This window comes from Pseudomonas sp. CFBP 8770 (assembly GCF_014841705.1).
Classification (GTDB): domain Bacteria; phylum Pseudomonadota; class Gammaproteobacteria; order Pseudomonadales; family Pseudomonadaceae; genus Aquipseudomonas.
Genome location: NZ_JACYUL010000001.1, coordinates 29,747 through 49,880, shown reverse-complemented (window position 1 = coordinate 49,880; position 20,134 = coordinate 29,747). Strand labels below are relative to the sequence as shown.

Here is a 20,134-nt window from a genome sequence, read left to right as displayed (position 1 = left end):
GGGATTAACAGTCCCTTTTTAAGTAGGGGTGATACACCTTGGCCAAGATTCTAGTGGTTACATCCGGCAAGGGTGGTGTGGGCAAGACCACCACCAGCGCCGCCATCGGCACCGGCCTCGCACTGCGCGGCCACAAAACCGTCATCATCGACTTCGACGTCGGCCTGCGTAACCTTGACCTCATCATGGGCTGCGAACGCCGCGTGGTGTACGACTTCGTCAACGTGGTGAACGGTGAAGCGACCCTGCAGCAGGCCCTGATCAAGGACAAGCGCGTCGAGAACCTCTTCATCCTGGCTGCCAGCCAGACGCGCGACAAGGACGCCCTGACCAAGGAAGGCGTCGAGAAGATCATCACCGAGCTGTCCAAGACCCACGACTACATTCTGTGCGACTCCCCGGCAGGCATCGAGAAAGGTGCTCACCTGGCCATGTATTTCGCCGATGAGGCGATCGTGGTGACCAACCCGGAAGTGTCCTCGGTACGCGACTCGGACCGCATGCTTGGCCTGTTGGCGAGCAAGTCGCGACGCGCCGAGAACGGCGAGGATCCGATCAAGGAACACCTGCTGATCACCCGCTACAGCCCCGAGCGCGTCAGCCGTGGCGAGATGCTGGGCGTGGAAGACGTCGAGGAAATCCTGGCGATCCGCCTGCTGGGGGTGATTCCGGAATCCGAAGCAGTGCTCAAGGCGTCCAACTCGGGTACGCCGGTGATTTTCGACGACCAGAGCGACGCCGGCCAGGCGTACAGCGATGCCGTCGACCGTTTGCTGGGCAAGGAAAAGCCCCACCGCTTCCTTGATTTCAAGAAGAAGAACTGGGTCGAGCGCCTGTTTGGAGGTCGCTAATGAATATTTTCGACTTCTTTCGTGACCGCAAGAAAGGCAACACCGCGTCGGTCGCGAAAGAGCGTCTACAGATCATCGTGGCGCATGAACGCGGCCAACGCACTACCCCTGACTACCTGCCGGCTCTGCAGAAAGAGCTGGTGGAAGTGATTCGCAAGTATGTGAATATCGAGAGCGACCAGGTACAGGTTGCGCTCGAGAATCAGGGTAGCTGCTCGATTCTGGAACTGAACATTACCCTGCCCGACCGCTGAGCCTCGCGCTCGGCTCCACGGCGGCTCGCCGGCCCTTTGCTGAAAAGGGTCGACGCGCCGCCGTTGGCGTTTCTGAGAGATAGACCTTTCATGCCGTTGTCGAACATTCGCATCATCCACCAGGACGCCGCCGTGCTGGTCATCGACAAGCCGACCCTGTTGTTGTCGGTGCCCGGGCGCGCCGACGACAACAAGGACTGCCTGATCACCCGCCTGCAGGAAAACGGCTTTCCCGAGGCGCGCATCGTGCATCGCTTGGACTGGGAAACCAGCGGCATCATCCTTCTGGCGCGCGATGCCGACAGCCATCGCGAGCTGTCCCGTCAGTTCCACGACCGCGAGACGGAAAAGGCCTATACCGCCCTGGCCTGGGGTCAGCCTGCGCTGGACAGCGGCAGTGTCGATCTGCCGCTGCGCTACGATCCGCCCACCAAGCCACGGCATGTGGTGGATCACGAGCACGGCAAGCATGCGCTGACGTTCTGGAAGGTGCTGGAGCGCTGCGGGGACTGGTGTCGCGTGGAGCTGACGCCGATCACCGGGCGTTCGCACCAATTGCGCGTGCACCTGTTGTCGATCGGTCATCCGTTGCTGGGGGACCGGCTGTATGCCCACCCCGAGGCGTTGCAGGCACACGAGCGGCTTTGCCTGCATGCCAGCATGCTGGCGTTTACCCATCCGGTGACGGGTGAGCGGATGAAATTCGAGTGCGCCGCACCCTTCTGAACGGCGGCAAGGCTTTCGCGGCCGATGACTGCTCCTACCGGTATGCCAGGTCCTGTGTGGGAGCAGCAGCCATACGGGTGGGCAATCGGGTAAACTCGCTGGCATTGCTGTCTGGAGTTTTCTATGCGTGAAGCTTTGAACCAAGGCCTGATCGATTTTCTCAAGGCCTCCCCTACCCCATTCCACGCCACCGCGACGTTGGCTCGCCGCCTCGAGGCAGCCGGTTACCAGCGGCTGGACGAGCGCGAAAGCTGGAACACGGTGCCCGGTGGGTGCTACTACGTGACGCGCAATGATTCTTCGATCATCGCCGTCAAGCTGGGCAAGCATTCTCCGCTGCTCAATGGGCTGCGCCTGGTGGGCGCTCATACCGACAGCCCCTGCCTGCGCGTGAAGCCGCAACCCGAGTTGCAGCGCCAGGGCTTCTTCCAGTTGGGCGTCGAAGTCTATGGCGGTGCGCTGCTGGCGCCCTGGTTCGACCGCGATCTGTCGCTGGCCGGTCGGGTCACCTTTCGCCGTGACGGCAGGGTCGAGAGCCAGCTGATCGACTTCCGCCTGCCGATTGCCGTGGTGCCAAACCTGGCCATTCACCTCAACCGCGAGGCCAATCAGGGCTGGGCAATCAATGCACAGAACGAACTGCCGCCCGTGCTGGCTCAGGTGGCCGGTGACGAGCGGGTCGATTTCCGCGCGCTGCTGACCGAGCAATTGGCACGCGAACACGGGCTGAACGCCGATGTGGTGCTCGATTACGAGCTCAGTTTCTACGACACGCAAAGCGCCGCGGTGATCGGCCTGCACGGTGATTTCATCGCCGGCGCGCGGCTCGACAACCTGCTGTCCTGTTATGCAGGCCTGCAGGCCCTGCTCGATGCCCAGGGCGATGAGAGCTGCGTGCTGGTGTGCACCGACCACGAAGAGATCGGTTCCAGCTCAGCCTGTGGCGCCGACGGGCCTATGCTCGAACAGGTCCTGCAGCGCCTGCTGCCCGAGGGCGACGAGTATGTCCGCAGCATCCAGCGTTCGCTGCTGGTGTCGGCCGACAATGCCCATGGCGTACACCCAAACTATGCCGACAGGCACGACGCCAACCACGGGCCCAAGCTCAATGCCGGGCCGGTGATCAAGGTCAACAGCAACCAGCGCTACGCCACCAACAGCGAGACGGCGGGGTTCTTCCGCCACCTGTGCATGGCGGTGGAAGTGCCGGTGCAGAGCTTCGTGGTACGCAGCGACATGGGTTGCGGCTCGACCATCGGTCCGATCACCGCCAGCCACCTGGGGGTCAGGACCGTCGACATCGGCCTGCCGACGTTTGCCATGCATTCGATTCGCGAGCTTGCCGGCAGCCATGACCTGGCGCATCTGGTCAAGGTGCTCGGGGCGTTCTACGCCAGCAACGAGCTACCCTAGCAGCAGGCACGTGAGCGGCCGGCACGCAGGTGACGCTCACGTTTCCACTCTTCGTGGCCGGCCCTCGGCGGGCTCAGGGCGGACCACCCAAACACCGATCTACAGGTGATTCCACTGATGGCCCTTTTCCTGCGCCTGGCGCTTGCAGTCCTCTTGCTACTGCCGATCACCGCCCAAGCCGTTGCTTTGCCCGGGTTGCTGGGGGGCAGTTCGGAGAAACCCGCCGAGCAGCCAGCCCAACCCCTGGGTCAGTCCCTGGATCAGGTGATCCAGACCCTGGAAAACGACCAGCAACGCACCAAATTGTTGAGCGACCTGAAAAAGCTGCGGGACAGTACCCGGCAAGCCCAACCCGCCGCCGAGCAGGGCGTGCTGGGCATGATCGGCAGTGCCCTGGCACACGTCGACCAGCAGTTTTCCGGCGATAACAGCCCGTTCCAGCGTTGGGGCGCGGAAGTCGCCCTGGCCCATGAGGAATTGCAGGCGCTGGCCCTGCCGATGGCCGAATGGCCGCCGATCATTGGTGCGTTTCTGCTGATCATTCTGGTGTGGAGCCTGCTTGCCTACAGCCTGATCTGGATCGGCCATCGCGTGCGTGTTCGCTTTGGTCTGTCGGAAGAATTGCCGCAGCATCCGCGGACCCTCGACCTGCTGCGCTTCGCCTTGCGCAAGCTCGGTCCGTGGCTGGTGGCGCTGGTCATCACCGTGTATGTGGGCTACGCCCTGCCCTCGTCGTTGGGCAAGAGCCTGGCGATGGTGATGGCCTACGCGCTGGTGGTCGGCACGCTGTTTTCCGCGATTTGCGTGATCGCGTTTTCCCTGCTCGACGGGCCGCATCGACACCGCGCGCTGAACATTCTGCGTCACCGTGCGTTTCGGCCGCTGTGGCTGATCGGCAGTTTTGCCGCCTTCGGCGAGGCGTTGAGTGACCCACGAATGGTCGCCGCGCTCGGCCAGCACCTGGCACACAGCGCGGCAACCCTGGCCAATGTGCTGGCAGCACTGTCGACCGGGCTGTTCATCCTGCGTTTTCGCCGGCCCATCGCCCACCTGATCCGCAACCAGCCGCTGTCGCGACGCCTGACCCGGCGAGCCTTGAGCGATACCATCGAGATCCTCGGCAGCTTCTGGTACCTGCCGGCGCTGGTGTTGGTGGGCATCTCGCTGTTCGCCACGTTCTTCTCGGCCGGCGACACCAGCACGGCCCTGCGCCAGTCGTTGATGTGCGCGGTGCTGTTGATCCTGTGCATGGTCATCAATGGCTTGATCCGTCGTCATGCCCTGCGCCCGCCCAAGGGCCCACGCCGCCATGCCTTGTATTCAGAGCGCTTGAGTCACTTTGCCTACACCTTGATGCACCTGCTGATCTGGGTGGTTTTCATCGATCTGGGCCTGCGCGTGTGGGGCATGTCGCTGATCGGCTTCACCGAAGGCGATGGCCACGAGATCTCGGTGCGCCTGGCCAGCCTGGTGGGCACCCTGATCTTCGCCTGGCTGGTGTGGATTCTGGCAGACACCGGTATCCACCATGCCCTCACGCGCTCGCGCAAGGGCATGGCCAACGCGCGTGCGCAGACCATGATGCCGTTGATCCGCAATGTGCTGTTCGTGACCATTTTCATCATTGCCGCGATCATTGCCCTGGCCAACATGGGCATGAACGTGACGCCGCTGCTGGCCGGTGCGGGCGTGATCGGCCTGGCGATCGGTTTCGGTGCGCAGTCGCTGGTGGCGGATTTGATCACCGGGCTGTTCATCATCATCGAGGATTCCCTGGCCATTGATGACTACGTGGATGTAGGTGGGCACCTGGGCACTGTGGAAGGCCTGACCATCCGGACCGTGCGCCTGCGCGACATCGACGGCATCGTGCACACCATTCCGTTCAGCGAAATCAAGAGCATCAAGAACTACTCGCGGGAATTCGGCTATGCCATCTTTCGCGTGGCAGTGCCGTACAGCATGGGCATCGACGACGCCATCAAGATGATGCGCGAAGTGGGCCAGAAGATGCGCAGCGATCCGTTGCATCGGCGCGATATCTGGTCGCCGCTTGAGTTTCAGGGCGTGGAGAGCTTCGAGTCGGGCACGGCGATCCTGCGGGCGCGATTCAAGACCGGGCCGATCAAGCAGTGGGAGGTGTCGCGCGCCTTCAACCTGGCACTCAAGCGGCAGATGGACGAGGCCGGGCTGGACCTGGCGACGCCGAGATTGAGTGTGCAGGTGATCACGGCAGGCGCGGCTGGCGAGAAATAGCGGGGCGCCCTTCGCGGCCACTGACCGCTCCTACAGGGGGTCTAGGCTTTCGCGGCCAATGGCCGCTCCTACAGCGATCCAGATCTCCCGTGGGAGCGGTCATCGGCCGCGAAAGGGGCGCCGCGGTGCTACAGATTCACCACATTGGCGATCCGCACCGGGGCGCTGTCGTCGATGCGCAGGTTGTGGAAGTCGAACAAGTTGCGATCGGCCAGCTGCGATGGCATCACGTTCTGCAGGCTGCGGAAGATGCTGTCGGTCCGGCCGGGCGTCTTGCGTTCCCAGTCAACCAGCATGTCCTTGACCACCTGGCGCTGAAGGTTTTCCTGAGAGCCGCACAGATTGCAGGGAATGATCGGGAACTGCTTGAAGTTGGAGTAGGCCTGGATGTCCTTCTCGTGGCAGTAAGCCAGCGGCCGAATCACCACGTTGCGCCCATCGTCGGCAAGCAGCTTGGGCGGCATGGCCTTGAGCGAGCCGTTGAAGAACATATTGAGGAAGAACGTCTCGACGATATCGTCGCGGTGGTGCCCCAAAGCCATCTTGGTCGCGCCGATCTGGTCGGCGAAGTTGTACAGGGTACCGCGACGCAGGCGCGAGCACAGCGAGCAGGTGGTCTTGCCTTCCGGGATCAGCTCCTTGACCACCGAATAGGTGTCCTTCTCGACGATGTGGTACTCCACGCCCAGTTGTTCCAGGTAGGCAGGCAATACGTGCTCAGGGAAACCGGGCTGCTTCTGGTCCATGTTCACCGCCACGATGCTGAACGCGATGGGCGCCACCTTCTGCAGGTGCAGGAGCACGTCGAGCATCGTGTAGCTGTCCTTGCCTCCCGAAAGACAGACCATGACCTTGTCGCCGTCCTCGATCATGTTGTAGTCGGCGACGGCTTCACCCGCCAGCCGGCGAAGGCGTTTCTGCAGTTTGTTCTGGTTGACCGAAAGAGTGCCCATGGCAACAGGATCCGCGAGGTGTGTGACAAAAGCCGGGCATTTTACGCGCTTTGGTGCGTTGGGTGTACCGCCGCTGCAGGCGATCCCTGCGCGTGGCACCGACGGGTGGCTCGGCAATGCCTGAACGTTGCGGCATAATCGGTGCACCTGGAGTGTGTCAAAGAATGCCCGAGCAACTCAATCAACGCGTCGAAGCCTGTTTCCGCCAGGCGGAACTGTTTTTCAAACGGCCTTTTCGGCGTCCGTTGGTCAGCACCAAGCTGCGCGGGCAGAAAGCCGGGGTCGCGCACCTGCATGAAAACCTGCTGCGCTTCAACCCACAGCTCTACCGCGAGAACAGCGAGGACTTCCTCCACCAGACAGTGCCCCACGAGGTCGCACACCTGGTCGCCCATCAGTTGTTCGGCGACCGTATCGCGCCCCATGGCGAGGAATGGCAACTGATCATGCGCGGTGTCTACGAGCTGACACCGCACCGTTGCCACAGCTATGAAGTGAAACGTCGCCAGGTCATCCGTTACCTCTACAAATGCCCCTGCCCCGACAGCGACTTCGCCTTTTCGGCCCAGCGCCACGGCATGGTCAGCAAAGGCCGCCGCTACCTGTGCCGGCGGTGCCGCCATACCCTGGTGTTCAGCGGTGAAACGCGCGTGCAATGATCGTCATTCCCTTGCACGACGAGGCTGGGCAGAATGCGCACATGAATACAGCCCTCCCCGCTTGCCTGAGCGATCTGCGCCAGCACTGGCCACTGCCTGAATGCGTGCCCGGCGCACAGTTGTTCAGCAACCGTTTCGACCACAGTGCGTTCACGGTTGAGGATTTCGCGCGGTGCGGCATCGTGCCGCCTGCGTCGATCCAGCGCTCGGTGGCCAAGCGCCAGGCCGAGTATCTGGCTGGACGTGTCTGTGCACGCGGCGCACTGCTGGCCCTCACCGGCGAAGCGCAGGTACCGGTGATCGGTGCCGACCGCGCGCCAATCTGGCCAGCACAGACCGTAGGGTCGATTACCCATGGCAGCGGTCGCGCCATGGCTGTGGTCGCCAGCCGCGATCACTGCCAGGGCCTCGGCCTGGATATCGAGAGCCTGCTGCCGCTGGCGCGCGCCGAACGGCTGCGCGCGGAAATACTGACCCCGGCCGAACAGGCCCGGATGGACCCGAACCAGGTGGACACAGTGGTGACCCTGACGTTCTCGCTCAAGGAAAGCTTGTTCAAGGCGCTGTATCCGCTGGTAGGCAAGCGCTTCTATTTCGAACATGCCGAAGTGCTGCATTGGTCTGCCCAGGGACAGGCACGCTTGCGCCTGCTGATCGACCTGTCGCCGCAGTTCGTCAGCGGATTTGAAATCGACGGGCAGTTCGCCTGGCTCGATGGACATCTGTTGAGCCTGGTGGCGGTCCGTTGAGGCCACCTCGACGGCAGCGTGCTCGGCGTCCTGCGGCCTTGCTCATCGCGCTGGGGCTGTGGGTCAGTCTGACCGCCGCCGTCGATCTCGACAGCCCGCGCCTGCTGGATCAGACGCTGAACAGCCAGGACTCCCGGCACTCCATCGCGCGAATCCTCGCCTCGCAGCCGTCGGTGACTACGCCCTATCAACGCGCCCAGGACTTCCTGCAGGGACAAGGGTTGGCCAGCCATACGACAACCGCTTGGGACGAACTGGACACGCTGCCTTCACGCGGCCACAGCTTGATGCTGCTGGACCGGAAAACGCCGATGTCGCCCCGGCAAGTCGACCGACTGCTGGGCTGGGTGCAGCGTGGCGGACGCTTGCTGGCGGTCGCCGACGCCTTGTGGAACGAGGCCAACGCCAGCAGTGGGGATGCGCTGCTCGATCGTCTGCAGATTCGCGTGCAGTCGAGCTCGCAGTTGCCGCAATTGCCGCCGGCCGCGGGCGACGACTACCCCTCGCTGACCAAGCTCTATCTGGAAGACGAATCGGCGCCGGCCTACATGGGTTTCGACACGCAACGCCATCTCGATGACCCGACCGGCAAGGTTCAGTCCTGGGCCAACAGCAACGGCGCCACGCATTTGATGCAGATGACCTACGGCGAGGGCCTCATCACGCTGGTCAGCGACGCGCGGTTGTGGACCGACGAGCAGATCCAACGCTACGACAACGCCTGGTTGCTGTGGTACCTGAATCAGGGCAGCGAGGTGACCTGGCTGTTCGAGCCGGTGCCTGAGCCGCATCGGCAATACGCGCCGTGGGTGTTTGCCGCGCTGCTGCTGGCAGCCGTGCCAGGCCTGTGGTGGATCAGGACGCGACAGCGTCCACATCGTACGCCGACCCTGCTGAACCAGGGTCAGCTACGGGTCGTTCGTGAGCAGGGACGTCGGTCCCTGCGCGAGTTGGGGCCGGGGGAAGTTCTGGGCGCCCTGCAGCGAGACCTGTTGCAGCGCGCCTGCCTGCATCATCCGGGCTTCGAGACGCTCGCGGTGGCCGAACAATGGCAGGTGCTGGCTCAACTCTCGCAGCAATCGACCCGCAGCATCGGTGCCGCGCTGATGCCCGTGCGCAGTCGGCGAATGCCCGCTCGAGTGTTCACCGGCACCGTGGCGCAACTGCAAAGCCTGCGCGACAGCCTGGGCCCGATTTCGGCCGCAGCACGTATCGGCCATTCGATCGGTGCTGCAGTGGGGGCGGTCGAGCCGTCAGGGGGGCCGGCCGGTCGAGCGGTGATGATCTTCCTCGAGTGTGGCGCCTGGTCCGGTCACCGAGGGGCGCATTCCAGCGACCTGAAGCATGCCGTGCAGGCCTGCCTGCAACTGGGCGAGGCGGTACTGGCTGACGGATTCGCCGTCGGCCTGTACGTATCTTCCAGCGAACCACTCGTGCACCTGATGCCGCAATCCGGCGCCGAGCAGTTGCAGCGCATGGGTGAAGCGCTCGCGCAGCTCGAGCCCCGCTCGGTAACCGGCGATCCTGCCGCGATCATGGATGCCTTGCACGGCGAGGGGTACGACTGCGCGCTGGCGGTGATGGTGACCGGCTTTCATGCCGGCATCGAGTCGACGCTGCCCCATGCACTGAGCAGGGTCACATCGCACTGCCCGGTGTTACTGGCCAGCCTGCGCGATGAGGCGCTCGAACGGCTGCGTCAACAGCCGGTCCGCACCCACAGCGACGCTTTGCTCTACTGTGGCGCGATGCAACACCTGCTGTTGCGCCAGCGTCTGCACGATCGGCTGGCCGCAGGCGGCGTCAATGTCGTGGACGCATGGCCTGGCGAGATCGCGGCGGAGTTGCTGATGCGTTATCGAAGCCTGAGTCAGCCGCGCACCTGAACCCCGAAAGCGCCCTCAGGCCGACGTGCCATGGGGATGGAACGTGAAATAGTGGCGCAGGGCGTCGACCAACTTGAGAAACTCGGTGGGCGCCTGGCCCTGCAGTTCGAAGCCCGAATCGTAGTGCCCCGGCGTGGCGTCTTCATGGCACCACAGGCAATGAGCGGAAAGGTCTATGAGCTTGGGCTCGCCTTCGACCGACGGGATTTTCACCTGCAGTTCGAACACCGGCCCGACCAGCAGCGGCAGCTCGCTGATCAGCATCAGCCCTACATCCGAAACGTTGCCCATGTAGCCCATGGCACGACCGGTGTGACGGTTGTAGACCTTGAGGTAGTACGGCAGTTGATGCCGCTCGATCCGACGCTCGGTGTACATGATGGGCCTGCTGTAGATATCCGGCATATGTGTCGTGTTCATCCTCTGTCGTTTCGTAGGTCCACTCGTCCAGCGTAGCCCAAGCCTTCTGCAAGGCCGTTTCAGGGTACAGGAAATTTACCTCAGAATGCCGCCGGCCGTGGCTGCGCGGGCACACCCGGACGCACGTGGCCCAGTTGATCGAGTGTCTGCAGACGCGCCTGGGCGCGGTAGGCATACTCGCTGGAAGGATAGCGGTTGATGATGTACTGGTAGGTCTGGGCGGCGTCGACGTACAGCTTCTGGCGCTCCAGGCACTGGCCGCGCAGCATCGAGACTTCCGGTTGCACGTAGGGTCGCGACCGGCTCTTGCGGTCGACCTGGGACAGTTCCAGCACGACCTTCTCGCAGTTGCCGTCGTCGTAGGCGCGGTAGGCACTGTTCAAGTGCTGGTCCATCGACCAGCGGGTACAGCCTGACACGGCGATGGCCAGGGCAATCAATACAAGCGCGCGCATGGGATTCTCCTGCCGCAGGGGGGTATCAGGGTTTATCGACCCGTTGCCGGGAATCTTCAATACCCAAGGGTTGGATGCCGGTGTACGCGAATCCTCCCGGCCAATTCCTCTTCATGTTGTGCAGAGGAACGATGACTACAGCGCAATTGAGGAGTAGCCTTTGGCAGCGCTTCAATAAAGGAGTCAGTGCATGACCGTTCGCCGTACCAAAATCGTTGCCACCCTGGGCCCCGCCTCCAACTCGCCGGAAGTGATCGAACAACTGATCAAGGCCGGTCTGGATGTCGCTCGCCTGAACTTTTCCCACGGTACACCGGATGAGCACAAGGCTCGCGCCCGTCTGATCCGCGAGATCGCTGCGCGCCTGGGGCGTCACGTCGCCCTGCTCGGCGACCTGCAAGGTCCGAAGATCCGCATCGCCAAGTTCGCCAACAAACGCATCGAACTGAAGGTCGGCGACCGCTTCACCTTCTCTACCAGCCACCCGCTCACCGACGGCAACCAGGAGGTCGTGGGTATCGACTACCCTGACCTGGTCAAGGATTGCGGCGTGGGCGACGAACTGTTGCTCGACGATGGCCGCGTGGTCATGCGCGTGGAAACCGCCACTGCCGACTCGTTGCACTGCTCGGTTCTGATCGGCGGTCCGCTGTCCGACCACAAGGGCATCAACCGCCGCGGTGGTGGCCTGACCGCGCCGGCCCTGACCGAGAAAGACAAGGCGGACATCAAGCTCGCCGCCGAGATGGACCTGGACTATCTGGCCGTGTCTTTCCCGCGTGATGCGTCGGACATGGAATACGCCCGCCAGTTGCGCGACGAGTCGGGCGGCACCGCCTGGCTGGTGGCCAAGATCGAACGCGCCGAAGCAGTCGCCGACGACGAGACCCTCGACGGTCTGATCCGCGCCAGCGACGCTGTCATGGTGGCCCGCGGTGACCTGGGTGTGGAGATCGGCGACGCCGAGTTGATCGGCATTCAGAAAAAGATCATCCAGCACGCTCGCCGCAACAACAAGGCGGTTATCGTGGCGACCCAGATGATGGAGTCGATGATCCAGAACCCGATGCCGACCCGCGCCGAAGTGTCCGACGTGGCCAACGCCGTGCTCGACTACACCGACGCCGTGATGCTGTCTGCCGAAAGTGCTGCCGGCTCCTACCCGATCGAAGCCGTGCAGGCCATGGCGCGGATCATCGTCGGCGCGGAAAAGCATCCGACCAGCAAGAAGTCCAGCCATCGTCTGTATACGCAGTTCCAGCGGTGCGACGAAAGCATCGCGCTGGCTGCGATGTACACCGCGAACCATTTCCCGGGCGTGAAGGCAATCATCGCGCTCACGGAAACCGGCTACACCTCGCTGATCATGTCGCGCCTGCGTTCTTCGGTGCCGATCTTCGCCTTCTCGCCACAGCGGGCTACCCAGGCCCGTGCCGCGATGTTCCGCGGGGTCTACCCGGTGGACTTCGATCCGGCGGTGCTGCCGCCGAGCGAAGTGAGCAAGGCCGCCATCGACAAGCTGCTCGAGATGGGCATCGTGCAGCAGGGCGATTGGGTCATCCTGACCAAGGGTGATAGCTACGCGCAAACGGGTGGCACCAACGGGATGAAAATCCTGCACGTGGGTGACCCGCTGGTCGATTGATGATTGATCGTTGAAAGACCAAAGGCCCCGGGGTGAACACCTCGGGGCCTTTTGCATTTCTGTAGGAGCGGTCTAGCCGCGAAGGGTGCACTGGGTCAGATGCATCATCCAAACCCTTTCGCGGGCAGAGCCCGCTCCCACAGTGGTGATCCCGTTGCCCCTGTGGGAGCGGGCTCTGCCCGCGAATGCGTGTTACGACTCAGCCGCGGCCGACGAAGACATCGCTGTAAAGCTGACTTCTGGGCAAACCCGCCAGGAACAGCCGTCGGGAAAACTCTTCCACGCTGATCGGCGAGCCGCACACCAGGGCGATGGTCTGGCGCGACAGCAGGCGCAACGGCGGTGGCTCGCCTGCCGGAAACTGCTCTACCGCAAGGTTGGGATGAAGCTGGGCAAGTGCGCGTAGAGGTTCATCCAGGTAATGCTCGTTGGCCATGTGCAACAACCGGATCGGGCCGTGATGATCTTGCCGCAACGCCTCGCGCAGTACCCCCCACAAGGGTGCCAGTCCCGTACCGGCGGCAAACAACCACAATGGCCGAGTCTGCCATTCAGGGTCGTAGTGCAGGGCTCCACCGCGCACCTCGCCCAGTTGCAGGGCATCGCCAACCTTGAAACGACGAGCCTGGTCGATGAAGGCACCGGGACGTCGACAGTCCAGGTGAAACTCCAAGAAATCATCGGCCTGGGCGATGCTCGCAATGGAATAGGGCCGGGCGATTTGCCCACCGTCGGGTGCGGCGGTCCATAGCACCATATGCTGGCCGGCGTGATAGCGCAGCGGCCGTTCCGCACGCAGCCGCAGGCGCAGCACATGTGCCGAGGGCCAGTCACAGCCGATCACATGCGCCGTCACACCGTCGCCCTGTGGATCGAACACCGCCACCTGCAGATCCTCGACAACGTGACACTGACAGGCCAGGCGCCAGCCCTGCTCACGCTTGGTGGCATTCAAGGCGTCGGGCTTGCGGTCCTGTGGTTCGCCGCCAACGCAGCGCACCAGGCAAGCGTGGCAACTGCCGGCGCGACAACTGAAGGGCACCTGCAGGCCGGCCTGGTTGAGCGCGTCGAGCAGATTGCTGCCTGCCGCCACCGTCCAGCGCCTGCCTCCGACGTCCAGCTCAGGCATCGGCCATGTCCCACGCCGCCGCGCAGCGATTGCGGCCCTCGCCCTTGGCGCGATACAGCGCCTGGTCGGCTCGCTGCAGCGCGTCATCCAGGTCGTCGCCCGGCACCAGCATCGTCATGCCCACCGACAGGCTCAGATTGGCTGCGCCCAGCCCTTGCGGATCGGCGTCGGCAAAAGCGCTACGCAGAAGCTCGCAGCAGCGCACCAATTGGTCTGCGTCGACTTCGGGCATGAGCAGCACGAATTCTTCACCGCCGTACCGCGCCAGGACGTCGCCGTCGCGCAGGCAGTCCTGGGTCAAGGCCGCAAACGCTTGCAGCACCTGGTCACCGGCCGCGTGGCCGTGGATATCGTTGATGCGCTTGAAGTGATCGAGGTCTATCAGCGCCAGGCCATGCTCGACACCGGGCTTGAGTGTGGCCAGTTCGCGCGAGGCCAGGCGCAGGAAATGTCGACGGTTGAACAAGCCCGTCAGCTCATCGGTGGCGACCAGGTCTTCGAGCTGGCGCATCATGCCCCGCAGGGTGTCCTGGTGGGCCTGCAAGGCATAACGGCGTTGGCGCATGCGTTGGCGGGAGGTCTGTACATAGCTTGCATACATGCACAACCACAGCAGCACTACCAGCATGGCGCATATCTGCAGGGTAGCCAGGCCCGGGTCCGGCAAGGCCATGCGGTAGGCTTCCCACAGGTTGACCCCGACGAAAGCGACGAACACCACCAGCGCACAGCGCACGAAGGCGCGACGTGGCAGGTGGAAAACGCCGAACAGCAGGATCAGCACATACATCACCATGAAGGTGCCGCGTGCCACTTCCAGGTTGCCGATCAACCAGGTGTGCCAGGCCACCGCAAGCAGCACCTGAAACTCGGTAAGACTGGGATCGCTGAAGCGCTGATTGGCACCGCTGCGGAAAACCCAATACAGCGCGCCCTGGCTGATCGCGACGAGGCAGGTGGTGCCGACTGCGGTCACCAGTGACACACGGCAATACTGCGTCAGCACCGCCACCCACACCAGCGCCACTACCAAGGCGTAAGTGCCGGCAGCCAGTGAGAAACGCTTGATCAGTAGATGTTGCAGGGTGGACTCGGTCACTCGCAGGCTCGCTGTGCTGAATGGGAATCCCTCCCCTGATTGCACCGTAATAGTGCAAAGGCGTGATGCCATAGTAATGGCCAAGGGGTAAAATAACTATTCAATTTTGGATTGCTCGACGAAGTCTACTGGCTACCGGACCAACGGCGTATCCGCCTCGACACCACGCCAACCCGCCAATCCAGAGTGTCAGCTCGATCCAGCCGCGTTATACTGCCGCGCCTTTTTCGCGCCGACCTGCTACAAGTTGACGCACCTCGAAAGCCATGCGCCAGGCAAGACCTGACCCGCTTTTTCAACGAATGTTCCCCAACAAGAGGAGCGCGCCCCATGACCGTGATCAAACAAGACGACCTGATTCAGAGCGTCGCCGACGCCCTGCAATTCATTTCCTATTACCACCCCGTGGATTTCATCCAGGCCATGCACCAGGCCTACCTGCGTGAAGAATCCCCGGCGGCGCGCGACTCCATCGCCCAGATCCTGATCAACTCGCGCATGTGCGCCACCGGCCACCGGCCGATCTGCCAGGACACCGGCATCGTCACCGTATTCGTGCGCGTAGGCATGGATGTACGTTGGGACGGCGCCACCATGGGCCTGGACGACATGATCAACGAGGGCGTGCGGCGCGCCTACAACCTGCCGGAAAACGTGCTGCGCGCCTCCATCCTGGCCGACCCGGCAGGCGCTCGCCGAAACACCAAGGACAACACCCCGGCCGTGATCCACTACTCCATCGTTCCCGGCAACACCGTGGAAGTGGACGTGGCGGCCAAGGGTGGCGGCTCCGAGAACAAGTCGAAGATGGCCATGCTCAACCCGTCCGACTCGATCGTCGACTGGGTGCTCAAGACCGTGCCGACCATGGGTGCCGGTTGGTGCCCACCCGGCATGCTCGGCATCGGTATTGGCGGCACGGCCGAAAAGGCTGCAGTGATGGCCAAGGAAGTGCTGATGGAGTCGATCGACATCCATGAGCTCAAGGCACGCGGCCCACAAAACCGTATCGAAGAGATCCGTCTGGAGCTGTTCGACAAGGTCAACCAACTGGGCATCGGCGCCCAGGGCCTGGGCGGCCTGACCACTGTGCTCGACGTCAAGATCATGGACTACCCGACCCACGCCGCCTCGCTGCCGGTGTGCATGATCCCCAACTGCGCTGCCACTCGCCACGCCCACTTCGTGCTCGACGGTTCCGGCCCGGCAGAACTGGAAGCGCCGGACCTGGACGCCTACCCGGAAATCGTCTGGGAAGCCGGCCCGTCGGCTCGCCGCGTGAACCTCGACACCCTGACGCCCGAAGAGGTGCAAAGCTGGCAGCCCGGCGAAACCATCCTGCTCAACGGCAAGATGCTCACTGGCCGCGATGCTGCGCACAAGCGCATGGTCGAGATGCTGAACAGGGGTGAAACCCTGCCGGTGGACCTCAAGGGCCGTTTCATCTACTACGTCGGCCCGGTCGACCCCGTGCGCGAAGAAGTGGTAGGCCCAGCGGGCCCGACCACCGCCACGCGCATGGACAAGTTCACCCGCCAGATCCTCGACCAGACTGGCCTACTGGGCATGATCGGTAAGTCCGAGCGCGGTCCGACCGCTATCGAGGCGATCAAGGACCACAAAGCCGTGTACCTGATGGCCGTCGGTGGCGCCGCCTACCTGGTGGCTCAGGCCATCAAGAAGTCGCGCGTCGTGGCCTTCGAAGAACTGGGCATGGAAGCCATCTACGAGTTCGACGTGAAGGACATGCCGGTCACCGTGGCCGTCGATAGCAAGGGTGAGTCGGTGCACATCACCGGGCCGGCCATCTGGCAAGCCAGGATCGCCGAAAGCCTGGCGGTGGAAGTGCAGTAACGTTCGTTGCGTTACTTTGAAAAGCCCGGCCCTGTGCCGGGCTTTTTGCTTTTCCGAGCCGCACCCCGCGGCCATAGCGGCGTTGTCTGGTTTTGCCTACCTATCAGTTCTGTGGATACCCCGCTCTCGGCATGCCCGCTAAAAAGTCGGCCTCTGATTACTCCGATGAGCGAGATACCTGATGACCACCCCTGAACGTCCAGATCCTGTTTCTGAACACGGCAACGAACCGCCTGCCGATAACCTGCTACCGGTGCAACCGAACACCACGCCGAACCCGTTGTTCGACAACCTGGTACCGGCCACCCCGCACACTCGGGCACTGGACAAAATGAGCTTCGCCGACGCGATGCCGGCAATGGGCATGAGCTCGGTGTTCGACATCATCCGCAAGCCCAAGGCCGAGTTCACCCGCCAGCTGCGCACCCTCAGCGATGCCGACGGCGACCTGGCCTACGACAATGCCATGTGCTACGCCACCCAGATCGCCCGTTCCTACCGCGAAGACGTCGTGTCCTCAGGCCGCGACCTGCCACTGATCGCCCCGCAGACCGGCGTGCGCGCACTGGTGGACATCGGCCCAAGCTACCCCAACCTGTTCAAGGAGAACTGGGACCAGTTCTGCAAGGTGGGCGCTATTGAAGCCATGGATGGGCCGGTGGCCTACCTGGGCTCGCTACGCCGCTTTGCCGCCGAGAAAATCGAAGGCGCGTCCACCTCGCCCAAGCGCATCCCGCTGGCCGTGCGCCGGCCCGATCTGGACACGCTGGTGATCGATGAGCAGAGCACCTACCAAAGCGTGCCGATGCTGGACCTGGTGAACAACGTGTTGAGCCAGGGCATTGCCGAATATCAAAAGGTGAAAGGCGACACGCGGCCGATTGATCAGTTGCTGGCGGATAAGAAACATCCGTTCGTGTTTCCGTATCACTTTGCGCATCAGCAGGTGAGTTTGGCGCTGGGTGGGGATAAGCCGGGGCTGGGGGAGATCAACCATGCGTTGTGCCTGGCCGGTGGGTCGGCTGTCGACAGCCCCCTTGCTCAGATCAACTCAGCGGCGCTGCCGTTGATGTCTGGGCTCAGCCCTCGCCAGCAACAGCTGTTGACCCAGCCGCTGGACTTCGCCACGTTCAATATTTCCATGGACGAGTTGGATCGCACTCAAGAGGCCTCCCGCTTGTGGATGTCTCCGGTGTTCAGCACCACCTACATGTGGGCTGACCATAAAGTCTGCCTGCTGTTGCCAACACAACCCGAATTATTGAGTTCCGACCCTCAGGCAGAAACCCCTGTTGCCAACCAGGGTGGACAGACAACACTGACAATAGCCTTCAGCAACGGCACCGAGAGCAAGACGCTCAAGCTGCAAGCCTATGTCCTCTATCTTGGAACAGGTGCCTCACAGAAAAAATTCCTGAACTCCAACATCAGCTCCCAGAGCAATTCCAATCAGGGCCACTGCATGGCCTTGTATTTTGATCCGGCAGAAAACCCCGGCGTGGACCTTTCGGGGGATTACCGGGCGCGCCTGCTGATCAATGTAAGAGTGGAGACAGATCGCGGCAACTACCTGGCCCGTCAGTGGCGGCTGGATCTCTACACTCGCCAGAACGGAGTGGGTAGCTGCCCCTTGAGCGAGTCAGAAGCGCAGTTCATGAAGGATCACCTGGGGACTGCGGAATCGGAAGCTCGGGGCATGTCGCTGGCGTCATTCAACACATTGTGCGGCAAAACCGAGTTGGATGCAGACCAACTGGAAGCACTCCTGTGTCAAAAAGGCGCCTACCCGAAGCTGTCACCCAATTGCCCCATGAAGCACAGCCTGGCCAATATACGGATCGAACGTCGGTCGCCCGGTCCGATGAACTACGGGGCCTGCTTCATCAACGGCAACGGCGGCCTGGATGCCGAGCAGACAGACAAGCATCACCTGTTTGCCAATGCCATCAATCTGCACCCGAGCACTAACGGGCAAGCCACGGTTCGCCTGCTGCACACGTCGCCCGATCGCCTCGATCGCCTGCAACGCATGGTGCGTTTGCAGCGCTGGACAGGCCTGCCTTTCGCCGAACTGGATACGCTGATCGTCTCGGCCATGCGTGCAGAAGGTGACAGGAACTCCGGCCTCGATACCAACCAGAACACCCTGCGCGTCCTCGGTGCCTATCGCTACTTCAGCCGACACTACGCCATCGGTGCCGAAGAATTTGCCGCGTTCGTTCACGACATCACGCCGTTTGCCTGCGGTGCCCGCATACCCTTGCTCGATCGGATATTCAACAGTCCAGTGTTGTTCGGCGCCCCACTGGTGCTGGATCGAGTTGCCTTCAGCCATACCAGCACGGAGCCCGCTCAACAAACCACCGTGAATCAGTTGTGCGCAGGGCTCGGCGTATCGCCCGAGACATTCGCCGCCATCGCCGCCCATACGATCACCTCGCGGCGTCCGCTGTCGCGCTCGTTGCCGGTGGTGTCATCGCTGTACCGACAAGCCCGCATCGCAGGGATGTTCGGGCTGTCGGTCGACGAATGCCTGGCACTTATCACATTGCTGGGGGGCAACGCGTATCACCGGTCAATCGCTGACGGCGAGCTGAAATCGCTGGATTCGATGGGCAAGGACATCCTCGACATCCTGATGGAGCTGGATGAGGCCGTTCATTGGCTGAACACTCACAAAACGACAGTGACTGGGCTGCTCGCCTTGATGGATGGAGACGATACCCCTGCTCCCGCATCGCCTCTGGTCGAGCGCCTGCAACGACTGGCCAACGACAGCCGCGGTACAGCCGTCACGCCAACGGCCGTGGCTGGATTGGGCTTGCCAGGCAAAGCGGACGGCGCACCCATCGATTGGCACGCTGAACTAGCGGGCGGTGCACAGGCTATCGTCGATACCGCGGGCCTGGTCAAAGCCCTGTCGATGACAGTGACTGATACTGATCGCGAACAACTCATAGCCAAGGTCAGCACTCTGGTCGATGCGGTGGGCCCGGCTGCCGACGCAGTGGCCGCCACCGTGACGACGCTGACAGACTACTTGTTCAGCGCCTTGAGTCACCAGCAACGCCTGGTTGAAGGCCTGTTGCAGGAACATACCGGCCTGATTCCCGAATTGGCCTTGTGGGTCAGCCGGTGCGCGGAGGTTTCGCCTTATCAATTGCTCGAACTCGTCAGCCTGGCATGGCCCGTGGATGCCGATCAGGATGAGGCAGCAATCGACCTCGTAGTGGCCAATCTAACCACGGTCAGCACCTGCGCCCGCGCCATCAGTTGGGCGAATGTGGACGCTACCGCGCTGCGCCACTTCGTCGTGAACCCTTCCTGGCTGGGTGACGGCAGCCTATGGCCGCTGACCTTGAAAAACCTGCAGTCGCTCAAGGCCTACAACACCTTGTTCAACACCCTGGGCCAGCCCGAAGAGCGCCTGCTCGGCTACTTGCAGCAGGCCAATGCATTGGTATCCAGACGCCCCGGCAAACGCCAACTGGCGGTGCAGTCGCAAACCTGCAACGCCGCCCTGGCCAGCTTATTGGGCTGGAGCGAAAGCGAAGTGGCGATGCTCACCGCGCTGCTGCCCCAGCAAACCGCCAAGACCGTCGCCCATATCGACTGGGTGCGCCGCGCACAGGCCCTAGCGCTGGAGACCGGCCTCAACGCCGCGACCCTGCTCAAAGCCTGCACCCTGAATGCCGACAGCCCCGAGGCTGACTGGCAGGCGGTGGGCCAGGCTGCCATGGCGGCTGCGGGCCGCTGATTCACCGAGTGTTCAGGCAGGCCTCTTC

The 20,134-nt window shown here is 62.8% G+C and carries 16 protein-coding genes; 11 read left to right on the top strand and 5 right to left on the bottom strand.

What is annotated here, in order from left to right:
- Positions 1-38: 38 nt before the first annotated feature.
- The 5 genes from minD (at position 39) to IFT98_RS00125 (ending at position 5,500) form a co-directional block, all read left to right on the top strand.
- On the top strand, positions 39-851 hold the full coding sequence (gene minD / locus IFT98_RS00145; protein ID WP_122479336.1) for a septum site-determining protein MinD: 813 nt from the start codon (positions 39-41) through the stop codon (positions 849-851).
- On the top strand, positions 851-1,105 hold the full coding sequence (minE, locus tag IFT98_RS00140; protein ID WP_122479337.1) for a cell division topological specificity factor MinE: 255 nt from the start codon (positions 851-853) through the stop codon (positions 1,103-1,105). Before minD ends, minE begins: the two co-directional genes overlap by 1 nt.
- 90 nt (positions 1,106-1,195) lie before the next feature.
- A complete protein-coding gene (locus IFT98_RS00135) occupies positions 1,196-1,831 on the top strand; it encodes an RluA family pseudouridine synthase (protein ID WP_122797233.1) in 636 nt (211 codons plus the stop codon).
- A 123-nt stretch (positions 1,832-1,954) separates the two neighbouring features.
- Positions 1,955-3,244 carry a M18 family aminopeptidase gene (locus tag IFT98_RS00130; RefSeq protein WP_192049906.1) on the top strand — a complete coding sequence of 430 codons (1,290 nt, stop codon included), beginning with the start codon at positions 1,955-1,957 and terminating at the stop codon, positions 3,242-3,244.
- Positions 3,245-3,361: 117 nt separating this feature from the next.
- Positions 3,362-5,500: a mechanosensitive ion channel family protein gene (locus tag IFT98_RS00125; RefSeq protein WP_192049908.1), complete on the top strand. Its 2,139-nt coding sequence runs from the start codon at positions 3,362-3,364 to the stop codon at positions 5,498-5,500.
- A gap of 128 nt (positions 5,501-5,628) precedes the next feature.
- Here the strand turns inward: IFT98_RS00125 and ttcA are convergent, their stop codons facing one another.
- Entirely contained in the window at positions 5,629-6,453 is an 825-nt protein-coding gene (ttcA, locus tag IFT98_RS00120) for a tRNA 2-thiocytidine(32) synthetase TtcA (protein WP_122713312.1), read from the bottom strand.
- Between the two features lie 164 nt (positions 6,454-6,617).
- On the opposite strand from ttcA, the gene IFT98_RS00115 reads away from it, so the two are divergent.
- The 3 genes from IFT98_RS00115 to IFT98_RS00105 are packed head-to-tail and all read left to right on the top strand — an operon-like array spanning position 6,618 to position 9,747.
- Positions 6,618-7,112, top strand: coding sequence for a SprT family zinc-dependent metalloprotease (locus IFT98_RS00115; protein ID WP_192049910.1), 495 nt, complete (start codon positions 6,618-6,620; stop codon positions 7,110-7,112).
- 41 nt (positions 7,113-7,153) lie between these two features.
- Positions 7,154-7,861, top strand: coding sequence for a 4'-phosphopantetheinyl transferase family protein (locus IFT98_RS00110; protein WP_192049912.1), 708 nt, complete (start codon positions 7,154-7,156; stop codon positions 7,859-7,861).
- Entirely contained in the window at positions 7,858-9,747 is a 1,890-nt protein-coding gene (locus tag IFT98_RS00105; protein ID WP_192049914.1) for a DUF4350 domain-containing protein, read from the top strand. The genes IFT98_RS00110 and IFT98_RS00105 overlap by 4 nt, the downstream gene beginning before the upstream one ends.
- 15 nt (positions 9,748-9,762) lie before the next feature.
- On the opposite strand, the gene IFT98_RS00100 is transcribed toward IFT98_RS00105, so the two are convergent.
- Both IFT98_RS00100 and IFT98_RS00095 read right to left on the bottom strand, forming a co-directional pair.
- The gene (locus IFT98_RS00100) at positions 9,763-10,125 is read right to left on the bottom strand and encodes a PilZ domain-containing protein (RefSeq protein ID WP_122797469.1); all 363 of its coding nucleotides are present in this window, start codon (positions 10,123-10,125) and stop codon (positions 9,763-9,765) included.
- 122 nt (positions 10,126-10,247) lie between these two features.
- Positions 10,248-10,622 carry a tetratricopeptide repeat protein gene (locus tag IFT98_RS00095; RefSeq protein ID WP_056843377.1) on the bottom strand — a complete coding sequence of 125 codons (375 nt, stop codon included), beginning with the start codon at positions 10,620-10,622 and terminating at the stop codon, positions 10,248-10,250.
- 190 nt (positions 10,623-10,812) lie between these two features.
- Here IFT98_RS00095 and pyk point away from each other — a divergent pair, with 190 nt between their 5' ends.
- Positions 10,813-12,267, top strand: coding sequence for a pyruvate kinase (pyk, locus tag IFT98_RS00090; protein WP_192049916.1), 1,455 nt, complete (start codon positions 10,813-10,815; stop codon positions 12,265-12,267).
- Positions 12,268-12,466: 199 nt separating this feature from the next.
- Here the strand turns inward: pyk and IFT98_RS00085 are convergent, their stop codons facing one another.
- The gene (locus IFT98_RS00085) at positions 12,467-13,396 is read right to left on the bottom strand and encodes an iron-sulfur-binding ferredoxin reductase (protein WP_192049918.1); all 930 of its coding nucleotides are present in this window, start codon (positions 13,394-13,396) and stop codon (positions 12,467-12,469) included.
- On the bottom strand, positions 13,389-14,495 hold the full coding sequence (locus IFT98_RS00080; RefSeq protein WP_192049920.1) for a diguanylate cyclase domain-containing protein: 1,107 nt from the start codon (positions 14,493-14,495) through the stop codon (positions 13,389-13,391). The genes IFT98_RS00085 and IFT98_RS00080 overlap by 8 nt, the downstream gene beginning before the upstream one ends.
- Before the next feature lie 330 nt (positions 14,496-14,825).
- On the opposite strand from IFT98_RS00080, the gene IFT98_RS00075 reads away from it, so the two are divergent.
- Entirely contained in the window at positions 14,826-16,349 is a 1,524-nt protein-coding gene (locus IFT98_RS00075) for a fumarate hydratase (RefSeq protein ID WP_192049922.1), read from the top strand.
- A gap of 181 nt (positions 16,350-16,530) precedes the next feature.
- Complete coding sequence (locus tag IFT98_RS00070; RefSeq protein ID WP_192049924.1) at positions 16,531-20,106, top strand: Tc toxin subunit A; 3,576 nt, start codon at positions 16,531-16,533, stop codon at positions 20,104-20,106.
- The last annotated feature ends 28 nt before the right edge of the window (positions 20,107-20,134 follow it).

Bases quoted from the DNA above. Each gene is read 5' to 3' on its own strand.
- minE (WP_122479337.1), top strand. From the start codon at position 851: ATGAATATTTTCGACTTCTTTCGTGACCGCAAGAAAGGCAACACCGCG.
- IFT98_RS00135 (WP_122797233.1), top strand. From the start codon at position 1,196: ATGCCGTTGTCGAACATTCGCATCATCCACCAGGACGCCGCCGTGCTG.
- IFT98_RS00130 (WP_192049906.1), top strand. From the start codon at position 1,955: ATGCGTGAAGCTTTGAACCAAGGCCTGATCGATTTTCTCAAGGCCTCC.
- IFT98_RS00125 (WP_192049908.1), top strand. From the start codon at position 3,362: ATGGCCCTTTTCCTGCGCCTGGCGCTTGCAGTCCTCTTGCTACTGCCG.
- ttcA (WP_122713312.1), bottom strand. From the start codon at position 6,453: ATGGGCACTCTTTCGGTCAACCAGAACAAACTGCAGAAACGCCTTCGC.
- IFT98_RS00115 (WP_192049910.1), top strand. From the start codon at position 6,618: ATGCCCGAGCAACTCAATCAACGCGTCGAAGCCTGTTTCCGCCAGGCG.
- IFT98_RS00110 (WP_192049912.1), top strand. From the start codon at position 7,154: ATGAATACAGCCCTCCCCGCTTGCCTGAGCGATCTGCGCCAGCACTGG.
- IFT98_RS00100 (WP_122797469.1), bottom strand. From the start codon at position 10,125: ATGTACACCGAGCGTCGGATCGAGCGGCATCAACTGCCGTACTACCTC.
- IFT98_RS00095 (WP_056843377.1), bottom strand. From the start codon at position 10,622: ATGCGCGCGCTTGTATTGATTGCCCTGGCCATCGCCGTGTCAGGCTGT.
- pyk (WP_192049916.1), top strand. From the start codon at position 10,813: ATGACCGTTCGCCGTACCAAAATCGTTGCCACCCTGGGCCCCGCCTCC.
- IFT98_RS00085 (WP_192049918.1), bottom strand. From the start codon at position 13,396: ATGCCTGAGCTGGACGTCGGAGGCAGGCGCTGGACGGTGGCGGCAGGC.
- IFT98_RS00075 (WP_192049922.1), top strand. From the start codon at position 14,826: ATGACCGTGATCAAACAAGACGACCTGATTCAGAGCGTCGCCGACGCC.
- IFT98_RS00070 (WP_192049924.1), top strand. From the start codon at position 16,531: ATGACCACCCCTGAACGTCCAGATCCTGTTTCTGAACACGGCAACGAA.